This window comes from Gudongella oleilytica (assembly GCF_004101785.1).
In the GTDB taxonomy this organism is placed as follows: domain Bacteria; phylum Bacillota; class Clostridia; order Tissierellales; family Tissierellaceae; genus Gudongella; species Gudongella oleilytica.
Window position 1 is genome coordinate 1,651,039 of sequence record NZ_CP035130.1, and the last position, 22,776, is coordinate 1,673,814.

The 22,776-nt window shown below is 47.4% G+C and carries 25 protein-coding genes; 1 reads left to right on the top strand and 24 read right to left on the bottom strand.

What is annotated here, in order from left to right; genetic code table 11:
- Window positions 1-1,381: 1,381 nt before the first annotated feature.
- A complete protein-coding gene (locus EC328_RS07900) occupies window positions 1,382-1,675 on the bottom strand; it encodes a hypothetical protein (RefSeq protein ID WP_128426276.1) in 294 nt (97 codons plus the stop codon).
- A 213-nt stretch (window positions 1,676-1,888) separates the two neighbouring features.
- Here EC328_RS07900 and EC328_RS07905 point away from each other — a divergent pair, with 213 nt between their 5' ends.
- Window positions 1,889-3,385: a transcriptional regulator gene (locus EC328_RS07905; protein ID WP_128426277.1), complete on the top strand. Its 1,497-nt coding sequence runs from the start codon at window positions 1,889-1,891 to the stop codon at window positions 3,383-3,385.
- Window positions 3,386-3,391: 6 nt separating this feature from the next.
- Here the strand turns inward: EC328_RS07905 and EC328_RS07910 are convergent, their stop codons facing one another.
- From EC328_RS07910 to EC328_RS08015, 23 genes are all read right to left on the bottom strand, one after another.
- On the bottom strand, window positions 3,392-4,969 hold the full coding sequence (locus tag EC328_RS07910; RefSeq protein WP_128426278.1) for a recombinase family protein: 1,578 nt from the start codon (window positions 4,967-4,969) through the stop codon (window positions 3,392-3,394).
- Between the two features lie 2 nt (window positions 4,970-4,971).
- Window positions 4,972-6,267, bottom strand: a complete 1,296-nt coding sequence (locus EC328_RS07915) for a recombinase family protein (protein WP_206363837.1) — start codon at window positions 6,265-6,267, stop codon at window positions 4,972-4,974.
- 60 nt (window positions 6,268-6,327) lie between these two features.
- Window positions 6,328-6,483 carry an SHOCT domain-containing protein gene (locus tag EC328_RS11520; protein ID WP_164906073.1) on the bottom strand — a complete coding sequence of 52 codons (156 nt, stop codon included), beginning with the start codon at window positions 6,481-6,483 and terminating at the stop codon, window positions 6,328-6,330.
- On the bottom strand, window positions 6,480-6,884 hold the full coding sequence (locus EC328_RS07920; RefSeq protein ID WP_128426279.1) for a sigma factor-like helix-turn-helix DNA-binding protein: 405 nt from the start codon (window positions 6,882-6,884) through the stop codon (window positions 6,480-6,482). Before EC328_RS07920 ends, EC328_RS11520 begins: the two co-directional genes overlap by 4 nt.
- A gap of 145 nt (window positions 6,885-7,029) precedes the next feature.
- A complete protein-coding gene (locus EC328_RS07925; RefSeq protein ID WP_128426280.1) occupies window positions 7,030-7,734 on the bottom strand; it encodes an N-acetylmuramoyl-L-alanine amidase in 705 nt (234 codons plus the stop codon).
- Window positions 7,735-8,136: a phage holin family protein gene (locus EC328_RS07930; RefSeq protein ID WP_128426281.1), complete on the bottom strand. Its 402-nt coding sequence runs from the start codon at window positions 8,134-8,136 to the stop codon at window positions 7,735-7,737.
- Between the two features lie 82 nt (window positions 8,137-8,218).
- Entirely contained in the window at window positions 8,219-8,461 is a 243-nt protein-coding gene (locus EC328_RS07935; RefSeq protein WP_128426282.1) for a hypothetical protein, read from the bottom strand.
- Window positions 8,462-8,475: 14 nt separating this feature from the next.
- Window positions 8,476-10,065 (bottom strand): hypothetical protein, encoded by a 1,590-nt coding sequence (locus EC328_RS07940; RefSeq protein ID WP_128426283.1) that lies wholly within the window; start codon window positions 10,063-10,065, stop codon window positions 8,476-8,478.
- A 13-nt stretch (window positions 10,066-10,078) separates the two neighbouring features.
- Window positions 10,079-11,695: a Gp37-like protein gene (locus EC328_RS07945; protein WP_128426284.1), complete on the bottom strand. Its 1,617-nt coding sequence runs from the start codon at window positions 11,693-11,695 to the stop codon at window positions 10,079-10,081.
- Window positions 11,696-12,568 carry a phage distal tail protein gene (locus EC328_RS07950; protein ID WP_128426285.1) on the bottom strand — a complete coding sequence of 291 codons (873 nt, stop codon included), beginning with the start codon at window positions 12,566-12,568 and terminating at the stop codon, window positions 11,696-11,698. It lies immediately after the preceding gene.
- A gap of 12 nt (window positions 12,569-12,580) precedes the next feature.
- Window positions 12,581-14,761, bottom strand: a complete 2,181-nt coding sequence (locus EC328_RS07955; protein ID WP_128426286.1) for a phage tail tape measure protein — start codon at window positions 14,759-14,761, stop codon at window positions 12,581-12,583.
- Window positions 14,758-15,195, bottom strand: a complete 438-nt coding sequence (locus tag EC328_RS07960; RefSeq protein WP_128426287.1) for an HK97 gp10 family phage protein — start codon at window positions 15,193-15,195, stop codon at window positions 14,758-14,760. Before EC328_RS07960 ends, EC328_RS07955 begins: the two co-directional genes overlap by 4 nt.
- Window positions 15,179-15,520 carry a phage tail assembly chaperone gene (locus EC328_RS11630; RefSeq protein WP_206363967.1) on the bottom strand — a complete coding sequence of 114 codons (342 nt, stop codon included), beginning with the start codon at window positions 15,518-15,520 and terminating at the stop codon, window positions 15,179-15,181. The genes EC328_RS07960 and EC328_RS11630 overlap by 17 nt, the downstream gene beginning before the upstream one ends.
- Window positions 15,517-15,837, bottom strand: a complete 321-nt coding sequence (locus EC328_RS07970) for a hypothetical protein (RefSeq protein ID WP_128426288.1) — start codon at window positions 15,835-15,837, stop codon at window positions 15,517-15,519. Before EC328_RS07970 ends, EC328_RS11630 begins: the two co-directional genes overlap by 4 nt.
- A 59-nt stretch (window positions 15,838-15,896) precedes the next feature.
- Window positions 15,897-16,610 carry a cadherin-like beta sandwich domain-containing protein gene (locus EC328_RS07975; protein ID WP_128426289.1) on the bottom strand — a complete coding sequence of 238 codons (714 nt, stop codon included), beginning with the start codon at window positions 16,608-16,610 and terminating at the stop codon, window positions 15,897-15,899.
- 5 nt (window positions 16,611-16,615) lie between these two features.
- A complete protein-coding gene (gene gp17 / locus EC328_RS07980) occupies window positions 16,616-17,020 on the bottom strand; it encodes a tail completion protein gp17 (RefSeq protein WP_128426290.1) in 405 nt (134 codons plus the stop codon).
- A complete protein-coding gene (locus tag EC328_RS07985; protein ID WP_164906074.1) occupies window positions 17,020-17,337 on the bottom strand; it encodes a phage head closure protein in 318 nt (105 codons plus the stop codon). The genes gp17 and EC328_RS07985 overlap by 1 nt, the downstream gene beginning before the upstream one ends.
- Window positions 17,337-17,615 (bottom strand): head-tail connector protein, encoded by a 279-nt coding sequence (locus EC328_RS07990; protein WP_164906075.1) that lies wholly within the window; start codon window positions 17,613-17,615, stop codon window positions 17,337-17,339. The genes EC328_RS07985 and EC328_RS07990 overlap by 1 nt, the downstream gene beginning before the upstream one ends.
- Window positions 17,616-17,633: 18 nt before the next feature.
- Window positions 17,634-17,855 carry a Head fiber protein gene (locus tag EC328_RS07995; RefSeq protein WP_128426293.1) on the bottom strand — a complete coding sequence of 74 codons (222 nt, stop codon included), beginning with the start codon at window positions 17,853-17,855 and terminating at the stop codon, window positions 17,634-17,636.
- A 10-nt stretch (window positions 17,856-17,865) separates the two neighbouring features.
- Entirely contained in the window at window positions 17,866-19,062 is a 1,197-nt protein-coding gene (locus tag EC328_RS08000) for a phage major capsid protein (protein WP_128426294.1), read from the bottom strand.
- A gap of 15 nt (window positions 19,063-19,077) precedes the next feature.
- Window positions 19,078-19,842, bottom strand: coding sequence for a head maturation protease, ClpP-related (locus EC328_RS08005; RefSeq protein ID WP_476729732.1), 765 nt, complete (start codon window positions 19,840-19,842; stop codon window positions 19,078-19,080).
- Window positions 19,808-21,103 carry a phage portal protein gene (locus EC328_RS08010; RefSeq protein WP_128426296.1) on the bottom strand — a complete coding sequence of 432 codons (1,296 nt, stop codon included), beginning with the start codon at window positions 21,101-21,103 and terminating at the stop codon, window positions 19,808-19,810. Before EC328_RS08010 ends, EC328_RS08005 begins: the two co-directional genes overlap by 35 nt.
- The gene (locus EC328_RS08015) at window positions 21,100-22,710 is read right to left on the bottom strand and encodes a terminase large subunit (RefSeq protein WP_128426297.1); all 1,611 of its coding nucleotides are present in this window, start codon (window positions 22,708-22,710) and stop codon (window positions 21,100-21,102) included. Before EC328_RS08015 ends, EC328_RS08010 begins: the two co-directional genes overlap by 4 nt.
- Window positions 22,711-22,776: the final 66 nt, after the last annotated feature.

Below are 22,776 nucleotides of genomic sequence, written 5' to 3' on the forward strand. Positions count from 1 at the left end.
CTCCTGTCTAGCGCGGACGGTGGCGCCGCCGTATGTATAGACATAAAAGTTATTCACGATCGAATCGTAATCGCCTACCGCCCGGATGTCATCGGGGAGGCTCAAATACGTGCCGAACTCGGAGACGATAATATAGCCTTTCACCGTGATATCCGCGCCGCTCAGCGCCCCAACCCCGGTTCCGTTCGTGCCTTGCGCATATACGTTGCCATCTATTGTTGCGGTACCATAACCAGCAATCCCGAATGCGCCTCCATCGCCATTTGCTGTGACGTCACCCAAGATGGTCGCGGAGGAGTTTGCGTATCCTACCTCAACGGCTACGCCGTTGGAGGCTGTGGCCGTGGCGTTGGTTACTTCCGCCGAGCTGCCTTCGCCGACACTGACGCCGCAGCTGCTCCCGGTTACATTGAATTCGCCTTCTCCGTTGATATCAACACTGAACCCGGCGGGAACCAATAAGGCCGCGCCGGAATCATTGACAACATTGAGGGTATAGCCGTTCAAATTGAAATAAAGGTCGAAATTCGGTGAGATCTGGCCGACATAATCGATGTCGTCCAACAGAGTGATGGTGTCCCAATCCACCTCAGCCGCCGTAATTGCTTCATCCAAAGTTTGGTATTGTACACCGTCCACTTCGGCGACATATGCAGCTTCCTTAACCCAGATGGTGCTTTGGGGATTGGCGCTGTCTCCCGTATCCATAAAAGTAAGGTGTCCCGCTTTTGTGGTAGGCGTAATACACTGTTCAGGACCTGTAAATACAGTGCCGTTTGCGTTGATGTAGTTAGTGGCATTGATCTCACCGTCAATGGTAATAAGGCTGCCGTAAACACCGCTAAAAACGGCTGCTCCGTAACTACCTGTACCTGTGACTGTAATATCACCGGTCAGAGAGACAACGCCTCCTTCCGTCGCATAAACGCCGTAACTGTTATCGCCTGCAACCGTTACGGACGACGGTATATCAACGTTGATCTCACTTCCGTTACTGTTTGCAAAAATACCGCATAACCCAACGCCTCCGGTAGATGTTAAGTTTAGCAAACCGCCAGTTCCGCTGTCAGTAACAGAAAGGTCAAATCCTCCACTCGCATATAGACAAGTCGTGTTCAGCACATTGATAGTCAGCGTATACCCGCTAACATCCAGTGTAAATGATTTGGTATTCGCCATAATCATTGAGCCGTACTCAATATCTGTCAGAAGCTGAATTGTCTGACCTGAAGAGACTGCTGATAGAGCTGCACCCAGGCTTGCATACTCAACTCCCGTCTCAACGATCCGACAGCTGTTCTCCGCCGCGCTAGCTGTTATTGGCATTGCGGCAAACAACGATAGCACCATAGCAACTGTCAATATCCACGATAGTACTTTTTTACGCATAATCTTTTCCTCCTTCGTATTCGCAAATAATTTTTACATTTAGATTTTCCTTTAATAAACCAATGAGCTGTTCAAAATCAGTTTTCTCGGCGAAACTGCCCTGATAATTTTTCTCCCGGGTTTGAATTTCAATCCCCGGAGCCTTTTCATTTTTCAATGTAATGGAAAGGATATCTTTAGCCTGAATTGCGATCCTATCGCTTTCTGCCTCTGTTGAGAATAGCACCAGCCTGTCCCTACTTATCAGCAGCTCGTATTCCTTTGTTTCAAAAAAGCCGGTTTTCAATCGTATGTCGAGACGCACCCATATCACCCCCATTAAACACATATCAAAATTATAAAATATTAATCAAATTATTTATACGATATAGAAGAATTTGACACGGCCATTTTCTTGACACGATTCCTGTCAAATGTGTTGAGTAAGTATGTCGACCTATGATAAAATATTGCAAAGAGGTGATTTAGTTTGCAATTTTATGAAAAGCTTGATTTTCTAATGAATATTACAAATACAACCAACAGTGCTTTGTCGTTATATATTAACCTTGACTCTTCCCATATAAGCCGTTTGCGCAGAGGGAAAAGAAGTGCTGTTAAGGATGAGAATTCTTTGCGCCTAATGGCAGAATTTTTTACAAGACGCTGTATTGATGATTATCAGCGCAAGGCTCTTGCGGACATGCTGGGTATAGATTTTCATTCTCTTGATACAACCAATAGCTCCCAATTTATTATGAGATGGTTAATGGATGAGAAGAAAGAGGAAGCTAAAAAAGTCGAGAGTTTTTTAGATCAAATATCAAACATTTCTGCTCGGCCTTTAACATCTGAACCTGCTAATATTTTGCCAACGGATGCTTCCACCGCTGACACTGAAATTTACTTTGGGCTTGAAGGTAAAAGGCTTGCTGTTAAGTGCTTTCTTTCTGAAGTTATAGCTCAGGAACAACCGCAGACCTTATTACTTTACAGTGATGAGCCTACGGACTGGATGACTGCGGATAGGGAATTTGCGGCAAAATGGGCTGCACTAATGGTACAGGTACTGTCAAAAGGCAATCGCATAAAAATCATCCATACAGTAAGCCGTGACCTTGATGAGATGCTGCATGCCATAAGTCAGTGGATGCCCCTTTATATGTCCGGCTTAATAGAGCCTTATTATTATCCGAAGAAAAGAGACGGCATTTTTAAGCGAACCCTTTTTATTGCACCCAATACAGCTGCTGTGACATCAAGCACAACAGGGAATATGATAAATAATGCGGCCAATTTCTATACTAAAAACAAGGAGGCTATTTGGGCGCTGACAGAAGAGTTTAATCAATATATAAGCTTGTGCAGCCCTTTGATAAAAATTTTTACACCCCACGAAAAAACATCCTATATTAATACTCTTCTGGAGTTTGAAAAAGAAAAAGGTAACTGTATCATAATAACGGAATCTCTATCCTTATTAACAATGCCGGCGGCTGTCGCTTCCAACTTCATACATCGCATAATGGATAATGATTTAAATTATGATGAGCTCGTAGAAAATAGAAGAGAACGCTTTCAGCAACAGCTGCAAGACAATTCATTTTTTGAGATCATTAGGATTTTTGACGGTGAAAAAATAAAGAACGGAGAAGTTAATATCTCCTCCTCTGATATGTTGAGCGGAGAAAAGGCATATTACACGCTGGAGGAATACATAGCTCATTTGGAGAGCATTCAGGGCCTTATGAATATCTATTCAAACTATAATGTTTATTTAACAAAAGAACCCATAGAAAGCCGATATATGGTTTACGTTAAGGAAAATCTGGGCGCCGTTATCGCAAAAACCTCTGAACCATCTGTAGCACTCGCTTTTAACGAAAGTAACTTAACCGCTGGGTTTTGGGATTATTTAAGATCTTTAATTGGTGAAAAAGCTTATCGATACCCCGATAAAAAGGAAAGTATCGATAAACTTTGCGAATATATCAGTAGTCTAAAGCAGTGCAAATAGGAAGATTCATCTTATAACCTCCGTGCCATCCGTAAATTTGAATACCAATTTGCCATCCGTTAGGATAGTAACGTTATCAATTATTGCCGCCCAGAGCCTGTTATCAAATTCCTCAAGGATACTATTGCGCTTTGTTAGATTCTGTACAAAGCCCTCAAGAACAAGACTTTTACTCTGGCGCTCCCGCTTCAATTCCTCAAGCTCGGTCATGCGCTCCAAAGCCTTGCGATTCCGCTCCAGGTAGCCATTGTTCCGCTCGTGCCATTCCTTCTGATTAATGGCAGTATGGGCATTTTCGTAAATGGCCTTTTTGAAAAGCTCAGCGACAACTTCCAGTTCACGGTGCAGCTCGTTAAGCTCAGAATCAATCTCAGAACAGTCGCAGAGGGTCTCTTGAGCTAATCGGCAGTTGGTAAGCAGTTCTTCGCGGTACTCAAGAATGGAATTGACGGCATCGACGAACTTTTCCTTTACTTCCTCTTCCGTGACATGAGGGGTGCTGCACTTGACTTCACCCTTATATTTCTCATTGCAACGCCAGATCATCCGGCGGTATTTTGTATTTGAACCCCAGACCTTCGAGCCGTAAAATCCGCCACAATCACCGCACACCAGCTTTGTTGACAGCGGGCTTTGGCATGCCGCCGGTCGTCCCAGCCTCTTGCGGCGCTCAAGCTCTGCCTGGACTGCATCAAACTCATCAGGCTCTATAATGGCAGGGTGGCTGTTTTGAACATAATATTGGGGAATTTCCCCCTCATTCTCCTTAATGGTTTTAGTCAGAAAATCAACCGTGAAGCGCTTCTGCAATAATGCATCGCCCTTGTATTTTTCATTTGTAAGGATAGAATTCACGGTTGCAACCTGCCACTGTTTTTTTCCACCGGGGGAAGGGATACCGCTGGTTGCGAGGTGCTTGGCTATTGCAGAGGAGGTTTTGCCCTCCATGAATAGACGATATATCAGGCGGACAATTTCCGCTTCGCTATCAACTATCTTAGGGGTACCATCCTCTCCCTTTTCATATCCGAGGAACCGCTTGTAGGGCATGCTGACTTTTCCGTCGGCGAAGCGCTTGCGCTGGCCCCAAGTCACATTTTCGGAAATCGAGCGACTTTCTTCCTGAGCAAGTGAGCTCATAATTGTGATGAGCAGTTCGCCCTTGCCATCAAAGGTGTAGATATTCTCCTTCTCGAAAAATACTTCAACACCTTTTTCCTTGAGCTTTCGAACCGTTGAAAGGCTATCCACAGTATTTCTGGCAAACCGGCTGACCGATTTAGTAACGATCAGATCAAGCTTGCCGTCCAAAGCATCCGCGACCATTTTATTAAAACCATCGCGCTTTTTTGTGTTGACTGCACTGATACCTTCGTCAGTATATATCCCTGCGAACTCCCAATCGGGGCGCTCCTTGATGTACTTGGTGTAGTAATCGACCTGGGCTTCATAGGAGGTCAGCTGCTCTTCGCTGTCCGTGGAAACCCGCGCATAAGCTGCGGTCCGTCTTTTAGTTGATGGATTCATGCTCTGCGCAGAGGTGCGCTGAATAGTCGCAGGTATAACTCTTATATTTGACGCCATAATCAGCACCTCCTTTTTGTGCGTTCTCTGGCAACTTCCCGCATTTCCTCAGTCCAGCTTTCGCTGCGTGATTTGTGCTGCCAGCGCTTTTCGACTGTATGTCTATCGTGAAAAACAAATATCAGCTTACCTGGTTCTGGTACTAATATCTCAGCGATTTCTTTTCTCAAGGTATCGGCGCTAAGCTCCTCCAGTCCAAGCACCTCCGTGCTTAGCGAGTACAGCACCGACTCAGGGACCTGCTTTGAAGGGCAGGCAGCTTTTCCCTCCTGCAGATAGGTGGAGCAATACCATGCCACCTTTCCTTTGCGATCCTTACGTTTATACTTCTTCCCGCAGAGCTCACATTGAAGAATGCTGCTAAAAGGGTAGCGGCTGCAGGTGCTGCTCTTGGTTTTGCTTTTCAACCTGCGACTATTCAAAATAGCCTGAGCTTTATCAAAGGTCTCCTGGTCAATGATGGCCGGGTGTGTACCCTCGGCATAATATTTCGGCAAATGGCCTTTGTTATGGACCAGCTTCTTCGATAAATGGTCTACCACATACTTTTTCTGAAGCAGGGCATTGCCGGTGTATTTCTCATTCTTGATGATTTCTATCACACGTTCGCTTCGCCACTCGCCGCTAAAGGCTCTGGAAATATCCATCCTCTTTAGCTTTTCAGCAAGCTTTGTACCGCCCATGCCGCCAATATAGTCTTCGAAAACCATACGAACAATGGCAGCCTGTTCAGGTTCGATTTCCACCTTGCCCTTAACGATCTGATAACCGAACATGAACCTGAGGTTTGCTAGGTCACCATTCTCAAACCGCTTGCGAATGCGCCATTTGCAGTTTTCACTTGCTGAGCGGCTTTCTTCCTGTGCATAGCTTGCAAGGATCGTCAGCATCAGCTCACCGTCCCCGCTCATGGAGTGAAGGTTTTGTTCCTCAAAGAACACATCTACATCCATGCTTTTAAGCTCTCGTACCGTTTCAAGCAAGTCAACGGTATTGCGAGCAAAGCGTGAAACGGACTTGGTAAGCACCAGGTCTATTTTTCCATCTCGGCAATCAGCAAGCAGCCGCTTGAACTCGGGTCTATTATCCTTTGTTCCGGTCACAGCCTCATCGGCATATACGCCAATATAAAGCCAGCCTGGGTGTCGCTGAATATAATCGCTGTAATGGCTCACTTGTGCTGCCAGGGAATGGAGCATTTCATCCTTCCCAGAGGATACCCTTGCATACGCGGCGACCTTCGTAAGCGTTGGCATCGTCGCGATTGTTTTTTCCTTCTTTATGATAATCCTTTTCAATAATTCTGCCTCCTTTCGCAATTACATATATCACTCTAAAAGCCCCTGATAGCAAGCACTTTAGCGGTATATGCTGCCTTTTGGAAGGCCATATTTATCAGCTAGGAGTGTCTCGAGTTTCGTGAATTCTTCCTCACTGAGGATGCCTGCAGCAAGCCATTTTCGGAAAACAGACACGGCTACACGGTAATGAATGAGCGCCTGATGCTTGTTCATCCCTGCACCGCCTTTGACTTGCCATAGCAGGCTCGAGAGCAGAATTTGCGCTCCCGTTTGCCGTAGCCTTCAAATACTCGGCCGCAGGTCTGACAGGTGAATAGCCGGATGCTTTTATGGTTTACCGATTCGGGGTGCGCATTCCACCAGGCCAGCCGGCACTGATCCGAGCAGTATTGCTTTTGCTTTTTTCCGATTGTCTGCTTAAGCGGTGCACTACACTGCCGGCAGAAGGTTTCGCTTACGGGCTCTGAGGTTGGTAGCGCGACACCGCCAAGGTTATTTCTTCGACAATAGGATTTGACAGTATTATCCGATATGCCAAGCAGCTCAGCGATTCTGCTATAGCTTTGGCCTTCCTCGCGCAGCTGTTGAATTGCTTCCTTTTGCTGATGGTTCATTTGCATACCTCCTTCTGAAGGCAGCACGGCCTTCAAAGTAAGCCAGGAGGCAGGGAAAAATCGGACGGTTTGGTGTGCAAAAAAAAAGAAAAGGCCCATAGAACGAAGATAATCTCCGCTCTATGGGCCTAGTGCAAAATTAAAATCAGTTATATTTAATGTAGCCGTCAAAGCCTGCTGCCTTGAGTTTTTTGAGAGTCGCTTCCGCGTTACTCTTTACGGAAAATGCTCCGACCTGAACGCGGTAGTACTTCTTTTCAGATCCAGAGGATTCTACTGTTGTCGCGGATGCCAAGAGTAGCTTCCCAACCTCTTCACGAAAGCTATCCATGCTCTTGCCGTGCTTCGGAAACCAGTGCATCACATCGCTATGGTTGCTGGCAATGCCGAGTTTGGCTCCCTCGCTGTGGCAGATGATGTTCTTTTCGGTGAGTCCATACTGCTTGCAGAGATATGCACAAAGCTCAACGGATTCCTTGTAAACAGCAGAAAAATACGAGGCATCGGTCAAGCTGTCCTCGCAGATTTCAAAGCCGATATGTGTATCATTGGCAGAGCCGCCGGCATGCCAACCACGATGATTCCAAGGAAGAGTCTGGTAAGTAGCAATGCTGCCATCAGCCAGTTTGCCGATAAATCCATGAACACAGACTTGCCGGCCACCAGGTTTATCTTGGTTCCAGTGGTTGTTGTACTCGTTCTTGCCGAGCAGGCCATCGTCTGGTCCGACATAGCGTTTTAGATTCGGGTTGTTGGCCCCGGTGGAATGCACCATAATTCCTTTTGGCGTTATGATTTTGCCAGCTTTATAGCAAGCATTGTTAGTGAGAATAAGCTTATGCAGATTCATTTAATCACCATCCTTGCTCAGCTGGCCAAGGACGTCTTTTAATTTGCCTGGTATTGGCAAGCCGATTTTTGCTGCGTTCTCAATAATACTGATGCCTTCATTGGATAAATAGAAGAAGATAACTGCGGTCCTAATCGCGCTACCTGTTTGGATCAGTTGCGAATCGATAATGTGACCGACGGCAACCAATGAAAAAATAAGTACTTTCTTGAAAATCCCCCGAAAACCCACTTCGCTCGAAAGCTTTCTTTCAAGGACAGCTACCATAATGCCTGTCAGATAGTCGATGACCACAAAGGCGATCAGTGCGTAAAGGAATCCGTCAAGGCCACCCAAGAAATATCCGACGTAGCCGCCAACTGCGGCAATGACAATTTGAATCGTGTTAAAAATCTCTTTCATATATTTCCTCGCTTTCAATTCAATAAAAAAATCACCCTATATAATCAAGAGCGATTAAGCAACAAACAAATATGAAGCCAAGCTATTCTACCTGCTTTGCATTCATGAGTTCTGAAACAAGCTTTTCCAAATCAGACACTCTTCGTTCTATTGATTTGTTTTGAACAGTTTCTTGTACTGTCTTTGGTGTGAATGAGCCGTTTTTATAATCGTATCGATTCAGGTTTTCGAAGACCTCTTCCGGCACTTCAACAATTTCACCGTCAGGCTTAAATCCACTTACGTACTGCTCAATCTGGCCATTCTTGACTTTTGCGTAGATCATTTCTGACGCCTCCTTTAAACGCTAACAAAATATTCAACCAAGCCGGCACCACCGTTTCCGCCTGCCACACCGCTAACCCCCGGAGCACCACCATTTCCTCCAGCAGCATTAGTTGTTGCACTGCTGCCGGGTGCCATAATCGATATCAGTCCGCCACCACCGCCACCTCCAGGATTGGCATATGACTGCGAGACAATTGCTCCAGCATTGCCACCTTTGGCTTCAATAGTTATGGCGGGGATTGTTTCCATAGACAATACAACCACAGCGCCACCGCCACCTCCGCCGCCAGGGCTTCCATTATTACCGGATACTGATGTCCGGTAGGCAGCACCGCCTTGTCCAATAATACCGCTTCCACCTGCTCCGGCGCTGTTTGAATAATAGGTTGAAGAGTCATCCTTGCCTCCTGAGGCTCCTCCAGCACCTCCCGAATCATTTAGAAGAATCAAATTCATCGCTAATGCAGCCTTTTTCATACGGGTGGCGTCTGGGGCTGAAGGTGCAAGATAACTCGTACCAGCCCCTATAGACAGGCCCTTGAAAGATCCGGCTGTGCCGTCAGTTGATGTCGTTGTGCTGGCACTTCCAGAGGTTGTGTCACCGCCGTCAGCACCACTTGCTTTGATGCTTCCGGAGCCGAGTATTTTCCTGGCCAATATAATCAATATCCCGCCACCGTTTCCACCTGATCCCGCAGGGGCAGTAATAGCACCTCCAGCGCTGCCTTTACCTGAAGCAGAAATTGTTCCATTGATCGTCAACGTTTCTTTTACAAAGATGTACGTCACACCGGAACGTCCACTTAATGTGATTCCGGCATTGATAGTAAGGTTGTTGTAAACATTAATATGCTCACTTAAGGATGTATCACTGCTAATCGTCTCATCATCAGAAGCATAGTTGAACATGCCGTTGAACAATCCAAGCTGTATCAAGTTTCGGCCTTGTTTATAATGCTCACCAGAGTTAATGATTGTCATCAAGCTGCTATTTCCTTCAATGTCCGCAAGTTCTGAAGCGGAAAGCTGATCCTTGAAATTCGAATACATCCAAGCGTCAAGAGGCGGTGTTCCACCCACCGGATACCACGCTGGTTTCGCTCTGTATCTGAAATATCCGCAGACCTCTTCGTTTCCTCTCTCGTCCGTAATCACACCAGTCGTTATGGTAGAAAAACCATTGGCAAGGTAAACCTGTGCCAAGGAAAGCTCCCAGGTATTGCTGTTTTGGATCAACTCCGGCGGACTTGGGCTTTCAGAAGCAGATCCTTGCCTGACTGCGAATTCAATTTTTCTATTGGATAGATTCAGTCTTGCCACAATGCGGTCTATTCTCGGCTGCCCGCTGGTGTTGTCAGCTACGGATAGGTTCGTTACATCTTCCATAACCCGCATTGCTCCGTTAATAAAAATAGCCCCTGTATCCACAAATACCGTTTTATTGGGCGTGGCTTGAGGCTTGATCATTAGCTCGTATCCTATATCTCCTATCACGCCATCCTCAAGGAGTGATCTGAAATATGAACGCCAATCCAAAGCGCTGTAAGCCCTGTCTCCCGCCTGGGAAGTGAAAGGCATTCCAAAGTCGTTAATATTGCTCAATTGATTTTCCTCCTCAGTATTTAATAATCCACTTAAGCGCCATGTAGGGCTGCAGGTTGTTGTGAGCTTCTCCACCGCCTGTACTCAAGGCACCGTCAGCAAGCGTCACATTGTGTGTATCCTCAGATGCTGTCGCACCAGTTCCACCGTCAGGAGTTGTATCGCTGTCTATCTTGATGTCATGGGTATGCGGAGGCAGCTCTGCAACGGTTAGTGTATGGCTTTTTTCGCCGCCAGTTTGTCCAAGAGACGCGAACTCAGTTTGGCTGCTATCTAACCCTACAAGCGTTCGCCCTTTTAGATTTGGTAAATTGAAGGTGGTTGAGCCGTTTCCAGCGCCATAAGTAGTGCCTATGCTTGCAAAAAGCTCCGCGTATTGGGTTCGGCTGACGGCTGCGCCATTGCATTCAAACCATCCTTCGGGAATATTGGACGTCGCAATCGCAAGTATAGCTCCGACCGGCGCGCTAGCCCGGTTCTTGATCTGCTCCGAACTCCATGTTGAAGCGGGAGAAACTTTGTTGTCGTCAATTTTGGTTGAGGATGCGGTCAAGGATGAAAGCTGCTTCGCAACTCCGACAACCGTCCTTCCGAGGGTTCTTTCAGGTGTTCCGAAAACAGGTTTGACAGATATATTACCTTGCTCGTAGATTTCCCTCAGCTCTCTAATTTGAAGGTGCTGAAAGGTGTCCTTGTCGATTACAACCGTCACAAAATCACCAAGATCATAATCTGCTTCATACTGAAATTGTCTACTCAAGGCTTCAAATTCAAAGCTGTTTACAGCTGCAGCATCTGAGAGAGCCTGATACCCGCGCTCAGCCAGCTCATTTATGGTCCCAATATCCTGGGCATCCACGAATAGCTCTTTTCGCCGTCCGCCAGCAGCGTTGTCCAGTTCCACGACAAGCCTGGTTGAACCATCGCCTTGTCCGCCAATATAGGCTACTGTTTTTGCCGAGATAACATCCTTCACTTTCCGAAAGCCTGCAATGTTGCCATACCGCAGTCCAAAGAGTATCCTGTTATTTTCGCTTTGGACAGAGGTTCTGTTGACTCCGTCAAGCACCTTGAATACAAACCGAGAGTGTTCCAAATCCAAATCTACCCGCCAACCCAGATCATCGGGCAAAAGCACTCTTGTGATTTCTTCAGAAAGTGTAGCAAAGCGGCTTTGTTCGGTTATAGTTCCACCAAAGCCTCCTGTTTCAGAAAGGACGAGGGGATACTGCACTCTTGCCGGATTATCCGGATCGATGCAGTTTTCTTCCACCCAGTACCGCACCACTTGTTCTCTTGAGCCGGTCCTGGCATCAGTGTCCTCTCCGCTTGGCGGGATAGTAATATAGTCGTGGAGCAGGACGTTAATATGGTTGGCTGTAATCCTGTAGGTCATAACGCTTCCGGATAACTCTGTTTCGATATGCTCGATGATAAAAGCCTTGTGATACTCATGGTCGAACCAAATGATGTCATTTTCGCTGATCAAACTGGCATTGGGTATTTCTTCACTGATTACAAGCTCTAAAGAACCGATGCCGTTCCATACCCGCTTTATGATTGCGCTTTGGTAGCCTCGGATAGCCGCCTTGTAGGTGAAATCAAGGCTCATGACATTTAGTGTTTTCATTTAGATTCCCACCCACCTTTGCTTGAATTTGATAGCGGCTTCCTCGACTTCCGCTTCACCGGCAGTAATTTTCAAGGTAGTGGTTCCTCTGGGAAGCCTGAAAAAAGAGGTCTGAGCCACATCGATGTATTGAAAGGCTACAGACTTATCACCAGTTAGGAGATCTTCCTTTATTACATTGATATCATCAATTCCGGTGGTTATGGTGAGCCGCTCGTTAGCCAGAAGGTTCATGGCCAGCACGATTTTCTCTCCGGTATCCATGTTTTCTATCGTTAGCGGGCTGTTCTTGGGTCCATCAAGAATAACAGTCAGCGGGCATTCCACATCTCCGCTATTGGTCACAACAATCCCTGTTGTATTTGTATAGTCAAAAACAAAGCTGTCAAATATGTTCACCGGGAACTCCAGACAGTTGTCGCCGGTTGAGACCGAGGCTTCCAGGTACTCCTCGTCAGTAAAATAGGAATCGAACACTTCATAGATAATGGAGGTCACCTGATAACCTATTCCTCTTGATGGCGTGCCAGGCAAGCCCGGCAGGGTTCTTGTTTTCACCTTGTTCAATACATATTTCTTTCCGCCGCGCTCATAAGTGAGTTTGCCAAGTCCAAGCTTTGGATTCAGGAGGCTGTTTAAGCTGCGCAAGGCTTCATCAAGCTCGATTGCCACAACAACAAACTTTACCTTTATGGCTTTTGCCGTAAAATAAGCATCTCCCACTGAGGTGAGACCATCCTGAAAGGGGCTGGAGGAAGTCATAAAATCAGCCTCAAGTCCGCCAAGATCATCGACCTCAAGCCACCTGTAGACACCGCTTTCATCAAAGATAACCGTCTGTCCTAATGCATTTGTGAATATCAATCGCTCCAAACCGTCACCTCCTTAAATACCAGCCATTACTGCAAGCTGTTTATTGAGTAGATCAATCTCATATCTGGCTTGAGAATAGCTTTGCACATTGAAGGTCAGGTTTGTTGTTCGACCCGGATTGCTATCTGAATATCCAGCCGCTGACACTCTCCCGTTTGATAATGAACCCTCTAATTCAAGACTTGCTCTGGAAGTCAATTGCCCGCTCATTGTATCCATAGCTGCCTGGACAAGTCCTGAGTTTCCCGTGATGCCTTTGGCAATACCGGCCGGTATCCATTTACCAACCTTATCCGCCATGACCTTTGAAGGCGAGCTGATGCCGAGCGCGCTTTTTATCCCTGAAATAATCGAACTAGCAAATTCCTTGATCTTCTTCTTGATCCAGCTCATCATGCCGTTCATACCATTCCATAAGCCGGTTACTAAATCTTTGCCGACCTTAAGCATCTCCTCAGGCAGGGCCTTGAAGTACCCTACGATGCTTGCCACAACCTTTGGTATTTCGTCGCTCGCTTTGGTAATCAAGCTTCCTGCCCAGGTTCCTATTGCAGTAATAGTCCCGGTAATAGCTGAGGTTATTTGACCCGGCAGGGAAGCAAAGAAAGTAATGATACTATTTACCACCATTGGTATATTTAATGTCACCCAAGAAGCTAGGTTCATGCCCCAAAGGGAAATGGCATTGAAAACGCCGGTAACAGTTGCTGAGATTCTTGCCGGAAGCTCCGCAAAGAACTGGGCAATGCTTTCAATAACAACCGGAATGGTCTCAATAACCCAAGTGGCGAGATCAATTCCAAACTTAAGGATGTTGCCTATCACAAGCCCCAGCGCAAAACCGATGTTTGCAGGCAGGTCATTAAAAAACTGTATGATTGCTGTTAAAGCTTCGCTAAACGAGCTTTTCACTTTTTCCCAAAGCCCGGCATAGAACAGCTTGATTTCATCCCAATAGGTATAAATGAGAAGTGGAATCCCGATAAAGGGCGCGAGTACTGCCAATATAAAAACGCCCCACTGGCTGAAAAAGCTCTGTAGCCAGCTCCAAATGCCAGAAAAGAAATTCTTTATACCATCCCATGCGCTTATGAATGCGCCGCTTACGCTTTCCCAGAGCTTTGTAAAGAAGTCCTTTATTTCAGACCAGTTGCTGATAATCAAATATGCCGCTGCTGCGATAGCGGTTATGACCAGAAGGGCTATGCCTCCAGGGCCAATGAGCGCTCCAAATGCGGATGCAAGACCGCCGCCTTTTGATAAAACACCGGCAGCTTTGCTCACTGCACCGACTGCACCACCAAGTCCGGTTGTAAGTCCTCCTATAACAGATAAGACAGGACCGATTGCGGCTGCAATTCCTGCCATTGTCAGTATAAATTTCTGAGCGCCTTCGTCCATACTAGAAAACTTCTGAATAAGCCCATTGATTTTCTGCAGGATTGGTGTGATGATGGGGAGCAGGTTTTGCCCCAAGGTGGCAGCAGCTTCCTTCAAGGATTCCTGCACGATTCTAAGCTGATTTGCGGTACCGCCACTGGTTCTTGCAAAATCTCCCTGGGCATTTTTAGTGGCATCCATGACATAGGCATAGCGAAGGGCTACTTTTTCAGCCTGAGTCATTTCATCGTAGGCTTTCTTTTGGCCTGTAGCCATAGCATAGGCTTCAAGAGTGCTGTCCTGCATGACAACACCGAGGGATTTTAGCGACTCGCCTTCGCCTGTAAAGATTCCTTTCAGAGCAGTTTGCGCTTCCTCAATGCCAATGTTTTTAAAGGAAGCCAAGTCTCCAGCAAGGCCAACCAGGCTTTCGGACATTTTTGCCGCCTCAGCCGGTGTTTGTCCCATAGCTGTTCCCATATCTCCAAACAAGGCCGCCATATCAAGGGCCGTCCCCTTGGCAATACCAAAGGTTTCAAGAGTGGTATCGGACCATTTTTTCACTTGATCAGCTGAACCTCGAAAAGCGACATTGACTTTATTGGTAGATTCCTCAAGGTCTGATGCGAATTTAATGGAAGCCGCTGCCGCTCCAGCGATGGGGAGGGTAACACCTGTGGTAAGACTGGCCCCGAGCGAGGATATTTCTTGACCGGCACTCTTCAGTTCCTTGGCAGCTTTCTTAAGGCCCTTTTGCATTTCCGTCAGATCTGCGCCGACCTTGACCATTAATGAACGAATTACAGTGCTCATCTCATCCCTCCCATCTCGCCGAGCGCTTTATTCATCGAGTCTGCTATGGCTTTTACAACCGTCTCTTTGCTTTCATCCGCAGCAGGGCGTAAAAAAGGAAGTTCCTTTATAACGCCCACTTTCTTTCCATCTATAATAAGGTTATGTCCAAGCTCCAGAGGAACCGCATAGGCGGCTCCCTTGGGGAAGGTGACCTTTGAAAAGACACGATAAGGATACTTGGCGCTTTTCTTTGCCTTGATGACTTTAAGCTTTCGTTTTAGGTTCCCAGAATCTACGGGCACCTTGCTGACAGCCTTCCTGAGTACCTCGCTGCCTGCTTCATTGGAACCTTGCATAAGATAGGGAAGCGCATCATCACCCAGCTTTTGAAAGGCTGCAATCAGTTCATCCAGACCCTCAACAGTGGTTTGATTTTTACTGTGTATCGCCATAGACCTCGATCACCTCCCCTCCAAAAGCCGCATTAAGGAGCTTGGCCATGTTCATCATTTCCTCATCGCTTTGCTGTTTGCCGGTTGTTTTATCGTCTTTTAGCAAGCTGCTTAGCGCAGGTAGCTTTTTTTGCCTTGCAAGAGCCTCGATGTGCCAGGCAAGAAAGAGCATTTCATTCATCTTTCTTTTTTGACTTTTGATTCTGCCATCTGCCAGAGTCAAAAGCTCTGCGTAGGTAAGCTGCCAAAATTCCTCGGGCTTTAATTGAAGCTCACCAACGCCAATAGCAAATTCCGCCGAGAAGTCCAGCCAATCAGGCTTTATTTCTTCGGCGGATTTACGTTTGGGTGGCCAGTCTCCTTTTGAAAGGCCGCCTCAATGGCTCTTGTAATAGCGGTAATAACTTCCGTAATGCTTTCTGCGTATTCATCGATCAGCTCGCAGGTTTTTTCCAAGGTCAGTTCCTTGTCTTCCTGCTTGAGCATAATCCAAAGGATTTTTGAGCAGACATCCATAGACATCTCGTCGTTTAGTTCCATAAGTTTTATGCCGGTCAGCTGCTCAAACTCCACCATAGCGCCCATGCCAAAGCGGAGCTTTCTCGGTTTGTCCAGGTTGATCATAATAAAAGGTATTGCCATATCCTTTTCCTCCTAAGAAAATATATGGGCGGATTTCGGGCCGCCCTCCCGGTTATCCATTACGGACGATTGATTCTAATGGTGTAAACCCTCGGTGCTTTATTGGTCTCCTGAACGGTAATGGTAACAACGGTGACGCTTACCGCGGAGCCAAGGAGAATGGCACTGGAGGCTTCTCCAGAAGCCACTACCTGGCTTGCTCCGTTTGTCGTAATGGTAATCGTTCCAGCGGAGGCAGTTGGCGTAATGGTCACGCTGGATACTCCCGTAAGTACGGATGCAACGTAATCGGTCGTACCAGCAGCAAAGGCTGGGGCCAATACTGCGGAGTTCGAAATGATAAGAGCAGACAATCCCGCCGAAGTTGCTACAGCAAAAACTGGTTTCCCAGTAGGCTTGATGGTGGCAGAAAAGGGAATTTTGTCGTCAATAGGCGCATCACCGATTTTCAGGTTGGTGATATAGCCCTGGAAGGTCCAGCTACTGCCGGTTGAAGCAGGGAAGGTGATCACTCCGGTTCTCGCTGTCCTGCTGTTCAGATCCGCAAGCATCGCCTGCTGACCGGAGACATCAGTATAGTCAAATTGTCCTTCGATGCTGACCTCTCCCGGATCAATCAGACCAGGGAGGATCTCTTTATAGTAATTTGCGGACTGGTGCGTGGTAACATCGATGGTGTCCACCGAAAGCTCAATACCGTTGATGGCGGTAAGCCCAGCGACCAATGCGCTGTTCCAAGAAAAAGTTGTACCAAATGCATGTGTTCCTGGCATTTATCTCACTCCTTTAAATAGTTAATTTCAAATTCTAATATTTCCGTGTATATTTTGAGGGTGCCGTCCGGGGTTCTTTCGAGGCTGGAAAGCTCATTTTCTAGCCGGATGTATTGAACTTCAATACCGGACATCATCCCTTGAAAATCGCATAATGCTGCCTTTAGTTGGTTTGCAATGGCTCTAGCAGCAGGTTTTGTTCCGGCAAAGGCGGTAAACTGCAGCATAGGGCTTTCCAGGCGGTTTTGGCCGACGAGGGTGTGGTCTTTCACATCACTGATTTTGCTGTAAAGGACAGCCGGAAGCTTAATCCCTTGGGGCAGCTCATCCGGGTAAAGCTTGTCGTCAATGAGAGCAGCAAGCTCCGGAAAACCCAGGAGATATGAGGTTAGTGCCTCCTCTATTTCCATCAGGCCACCTCCTTGCACATCAGAAGAAGAGAAACGTTTTTTTCCTCAATATTGATGATCGAGTTAATTTCAAAAATCCGATCCTTGAACAGCACTCTCATTTCTGTGGTAACCCCGGCCAGATAACGGATAGTCACCTTCGTTGAAATCTCAGCATTGATCTGCTTGAAGGCTAAAAATTCTCTGCCTGAAACAGGAGCGACATCTGCCCAGACTTTAGCAAACTGTATCCATCCGGAAGTCTCTGCGCCAAAGCTGTCTCTGCCGGCAATACTTTCTTCTATAACGATCCGCTGCCTTAACCTGCCGATTTTCATTACCATGCCACCTCCCTGTAGGAAAAAAGAAGAGCCTTTAAAACCTCGTTAAGCGACTCGGTGTTAAGCTCGTTTCTTTCCTCATATAGCTTGGAAGCAGCAAAATATATGGCATGCTTGACCGGCTCAGGGATTGCGTCTGCAAAATTGCTCAAAGGAAAGCGGAGGATACCTTCCACGATATCCTCCGCTGCTAAAATGAAGCTTTCGATGAGCGCATCTTCGTCATTTGACTCGACTCTAAGCCACTCTTTTGTGTTTTCCAGTGTAACGACCAAAGCGCCCACCTCCTCATATTATTCAGATGCCATCAGTCCTGCCGCTTTGAGCTTGGCAAGCAGAGCATTAAAATCGGCAACTGTTCCGGCTATGGTTGTAGCCTCGCTGTCTGCCTGGACGGCAGCAGGCTTAAGCTCAGCGCCTGTAAAAGTGAGCTTACCACCAGAGGAGATTTCCAGTTCTCCGCCGATGATGGTTTTTTCTCCGCCTTGCTCGGTATAGTTCTTTACATTACTCATAGAAAATCACCTACGCTTTCTGCTGCAGGCACTGAATGGCTTCCGGCAGAATCAGCTTGCCATCCACACGCTGATTGGCCATAAATCCAACATAGCCATTTGCCGCATAAAGCTCGTTCAAGCGTTTAAAGGATCTGACCTGACGGTCCGCAATCCAGAAATAGCTGAAGTCGCCAAAGGCGATCGTCTTTGCAGAAGACGCAACAGTCGGAGCATAAGCTGAAGTATAAACCGGACGGTTCATCAAGGTGTCCGGAGTTCCAGCCGTGACCGAAGGCTGCCACAAATACTGGCCGTTACCATCCTTGAGCTTTCTGATCAATTTGATCGTAGCGTCGTTCATGACAAATACGGCATTTCTCCTATACGGAGCTTTTAGTGAGTAGAATAGATCCATGACCTCATCCATGGTGATGGCGGTTGCACTTGCTGCAGTAACACCAACAGTTGCACCGCCGCTGGTGGCAAAGATACCAGTAGGTTTTCCGGAGCCGTTTCCTGTCAGGAAGGACTCCTCCTCAGCAGCACCAATTCGGCGGGCAAATTCACCGGCGATGTAATTTTCAAGGTTGAATACGCTGTCGTTTAAGAGCTCCTCTGTAACCTTCATGAGGGTGCCGAGCTTAAACGCTGACAAGGTAACCTGGCCGAAGACTTCATCACTTTCGGTATACGCGCCTTCCTCGTCGATCCAGGCTGCTGTGCCGTGAGTGGATACGACAGGAATCTTGCGGTCACCGCTGGCAGTCTGGATAACCCTTGCGATCTGGCGGAATATATTCTGCTGTTCAAGTCCCTGGATAAGCATTTTTTCAAACTCGTCCGGAACAAGGTAGCCACCTTCGGAGTCAGTGCCAACCTCAAGGGCATTTCTGATTTCAAAGCTATTCTTATTGCGCATCACATTCCAGAAGGCTTTGTGATAATCTGCGCTGGCTCTTCCTGTTTTGGCTTCGGCAGTTGGTGCTGCCGGCTTATCTGTAAGTGGAGTGCTCACTGCTTTTGACAGTTCATTCTCAATCGCTTGCTGGCGTTCTAAACGGTCGATTTCCTTACCAAGATTGACAACATCGGCTTCCATCTTTTCATAGGTGCCAACATCTTCAGCGGATAACAGTCCATCAGAGCCGCGTTTTGAATCCAGGAAAGCCTTGGCTGCCTCCCATGCCTTTGCGCGTTTTTCACGCAGTTCAATCGTTTTGTTCATATTCTTAATTCCTCCTTAGAATTTAAGTAGAGCTAATCTCGTATCAAGATCGCTGATGGGTGTTCCTGCTTGGGATTCTTCTTTTGGATGGATGAGCTTATTCATAAGTGAATTGGTGACAGCCCGTCTGCTGAAAATAAAATCGTTCTTTGGCAAAGCTGCTGCTTGCGGCATATCTTCCTTGAACATGATTCCATCTGCAAAACCATACTCTATAGCCTTGTTGGCATTCAGCCATGTCTCCGCATCCATGAGGTGTGCGAGCTTTGCTCTAGACATGCTAGTTTTGATTTCGTAAGCGTTGATGATGCTTTCCTTAACCTCATCCAGCATGGAGATGGCTTTTCGCATTTCCGCGCTGTCGCCGATAGCAATCGTAAGCGGGTTATGGACCATCATCAGAGATGCCGGGGACATCAAAACTGTTGTGCCGGCCATCGCTACCACCGAGGCTGCGCTGGCAGCTATGCCGTCGATCTTGACTGTGACACTGCCTTTGTAGTCCATCAGCATGTTGTAGATCTGGGCTGCGGCGATGCAATCACCACCTGGGGAATTGATCCAGACCACAATGTCTCCTGTCCCTGAATTTAGCTCAGACCTAAAAAGAGCCGGCGTGACATCATCATCAAACCAGCTCTCTTCGGCAATTGCCCCATTAAGATATAGCGTGCGCGTTTCATCTTCGTTTTTTATCCAGTCCCAACAACGCTTTGAATCAAGCTTGAGCCTTGGACTCAAAGCATTATCTGGACCTTGGTTTTGATTCTTTGCTTTCAAGGTTTTTATCCTCCTTTTGTGTCGTAGTCTTGGCAAAGGCTCCCGCATCCTCAAGCTTCGTCATGTTTCCATTGATGAGATATAGGTCGCCGCCAAGCTCTGGCGAAATGCGATCGAGGTTTTCAAGCTCCCTGATGTCGTTTGCGGAAAGCCAGCCATTTTGCCTTCCCGTTGCATACCCGTTCATCCGGCTTTGGTAGTCACCGCGAAGGAGACCGTCCACATTGAACTTGATAAAGTATTTTTTCTTTTCCTCGCTCGTAAAAAGCAACCTCTGCATTGTCTGCTCCCAGCGCACCACCCAGGGATCAAGCGTGTACTTCACAAATTCCAAGGACTGCTGCTCGATATTGGAGAAGCTGGACTTTTCCAAATCACCGATCATATGGGGTGGAATCCTAAAGATTCGGGCGATCTCATTGATTTGAAATTTGCGTGTTTCTAAAAATTGAGCCTGCTCCGGTGAGATGCCAATCGGCTGGTACTTCATGCCCTCCTCAAGCACTGCCACCCGATGAGAGTTGCTGCTGCCCTGATAGACTGAGTTCCAGCTTTCCCTGACTTTGGCGGGATCTTTAACCACACCGGGATGCTCCAAAACACCACCTGGGGCCGCACCGTTTGCGAAAAACTTAGCGCCATACTCTTCGCAGGCAATGGCCATGCCGATGGCATTTTTAGCCATAGCGATTGGTGAGTATCCTACCAGACCATCAAAGCCCAGTCCCGGAATATGAAGGACATCGGATGGATTTAGTACCACCTGGCTTAGTCTGCTGTTTACTGTCGGTGCATCCTCTGAAGTCCGGGAGTAGAGATAATACAGCCTACCGTTTGCATCCCGGTCCACCGTCATGCGGTTTGGCATGAGCGGGTGCAGGGCTATCACTTCGCCACGCCCGTTTCGGATGATCTGGGCATAAGCATTGCCCCATAATAAAAGATGACTCATCAACGTTTCTCGAAACGAAAATGAAGTCATCTCAGGATTGGGTTCGTCGTGAAGCAGAAAATATAGCGGATGATCTGTAGCTTTTTCTTTGCCGCCAGAAGCGTTATATCGGTAAAGGTGTAGAGGCAGTCCCGCCACTGCCTCTGCTAGTATTCGAACACAGGAGTAGACCGCAGTCATTTGCATCGCAGTGCTTTCCGTGACAGCTTTCCCGCTGGTTGTACTGCCAAATAGAAAGGTGTAATAGCTTCCTGTCAGGCTGTTTTCAGGTTTGTCCCTTGACTTAAAAAACCTGCTGAATATGTTCATAGGATCAAAAGCCCCCTTTCGTTGTAGACACTCTCGACAATCCCGTTGCCGCCGATGGTGGCTCTAGCAAGCCCCATGACAAGCGCGACCGCGCCGTCTATTTTTTCAGTAGATTTCTTCTTGTTTGGCTTGATGTTGCCCGCCGCGTCCTGATCAACTATGACGTTTGCCATGTTCCAGTCCAGTACAGGGTGACGACCATGCCGAATCCGGCCCTCCATCACAAACTGGTACAGGTCCTTGGAGGGCGGGGACATACTGATGAAGCCCTGCCCGAAGGGGAAAACAACAAAGCCGTGTTCTGCTCCCAATTCCTCCAGATCTCTCCGTATTTTTTCAGCACCATAACGGTCGTAGGCGATTTCACGGATTCGAAATTGCTCTGATAATTTGGAGATGAACGCCACAATGTAGTCGTAGTCGACAATATTGCCCTCAGTAGTATTGAACACCCCTATCTTCTTCCATACAGCGTAGGGAACATGATCACGGCGGGTGCGGAGATCGATAACATCCTCCGGTAGCCAGAAAAACGGCAATACGGTATACTTCGAGTCACCCGAGCCGGGTGGGAAAACCAGAACGAGGGCGGTCAGGTCGCCTGTAGAGGATAAATCCAGCCCACAGTAGCATTCACGCCCTTCATAATCTTCAGGTTTCAAGACCTCCCCACAAGCGTCCCATTTATCCATTGGCATCCATCGGATGTCGGCGTTGCACCATTCGTTCAAGCGAAACTGCCGAAAATGCATTTCTTCAGCGGGGTTTTGTTTTGCCTGCTCGTAGGCGGCTTGCACCGTCTCAAATGGAATCGTCACACCGATGGAGGGGTTTACGCGCCGCCAAATGTGCTCATCCTCCCAGTTATCATCCTCCTCAATGCCAAAAACAGCGGGGTAAAAGGCTGGATCAATTTTCGAACCGTCTAATACAGCCTTCGCCTTGCAGTGGATTTCGTAACAAATCGAAGTCTTGTCGCGCCCCGCAGTGGTGATAAGAAAATAGAGAGGCTGCCGTCTGGCATCACCTGTGTACTTGGTCATGGTGTCGAACAGCTCACGGGTCTGCTGGGCAAAGAGTTCATCGAATATAAGCCCCGACACGTTGAAGCCCTGCTTGGATTTAGTTTCCGAGGACAGCACCCTGTAGAAGCTGTTCATATGGGGAAAAATGATTCGCTTAGTAGATGGCACGAGCTTGGAGAGATCTCGCAGGTCACCGCATTGCTCCACCATAGCCTTGGCGGTGTTGAATACGATGCTCGCCTGATTAATGTCAGCAGCACAGGAATAGACCTCCGCTCCGGCTTCACCGTCTGCAAATAGAAGGTAGAGGGCGATTGCCGCCGCAAGCTCTGACTTGCCATTTTTCTTTCCAACCTCAACATAGGCAGTACGGAATTGCCGATAGCCGTCCGCATCCACAATGCCGAAAATGTCACGGATAATTTGCTCTTGCCAGGGCATGAGGTGAAATGGCTTTCCGTACCACTCACCTGTGGTGTGCTTGAGCATTTGAATAAAACCCACCGCAAAGTCAGCTCGCCGCTTGTCATAGTGGCTTGTCGGCAACATCAGTTTTGTCGGTGTGTATGTGAAAGTGCCCATCGGCGAACCTCCTTTCAAAACAATAAAAAAGACCTCCGTAATGGAAGCCCTGAAAGATATTAATAC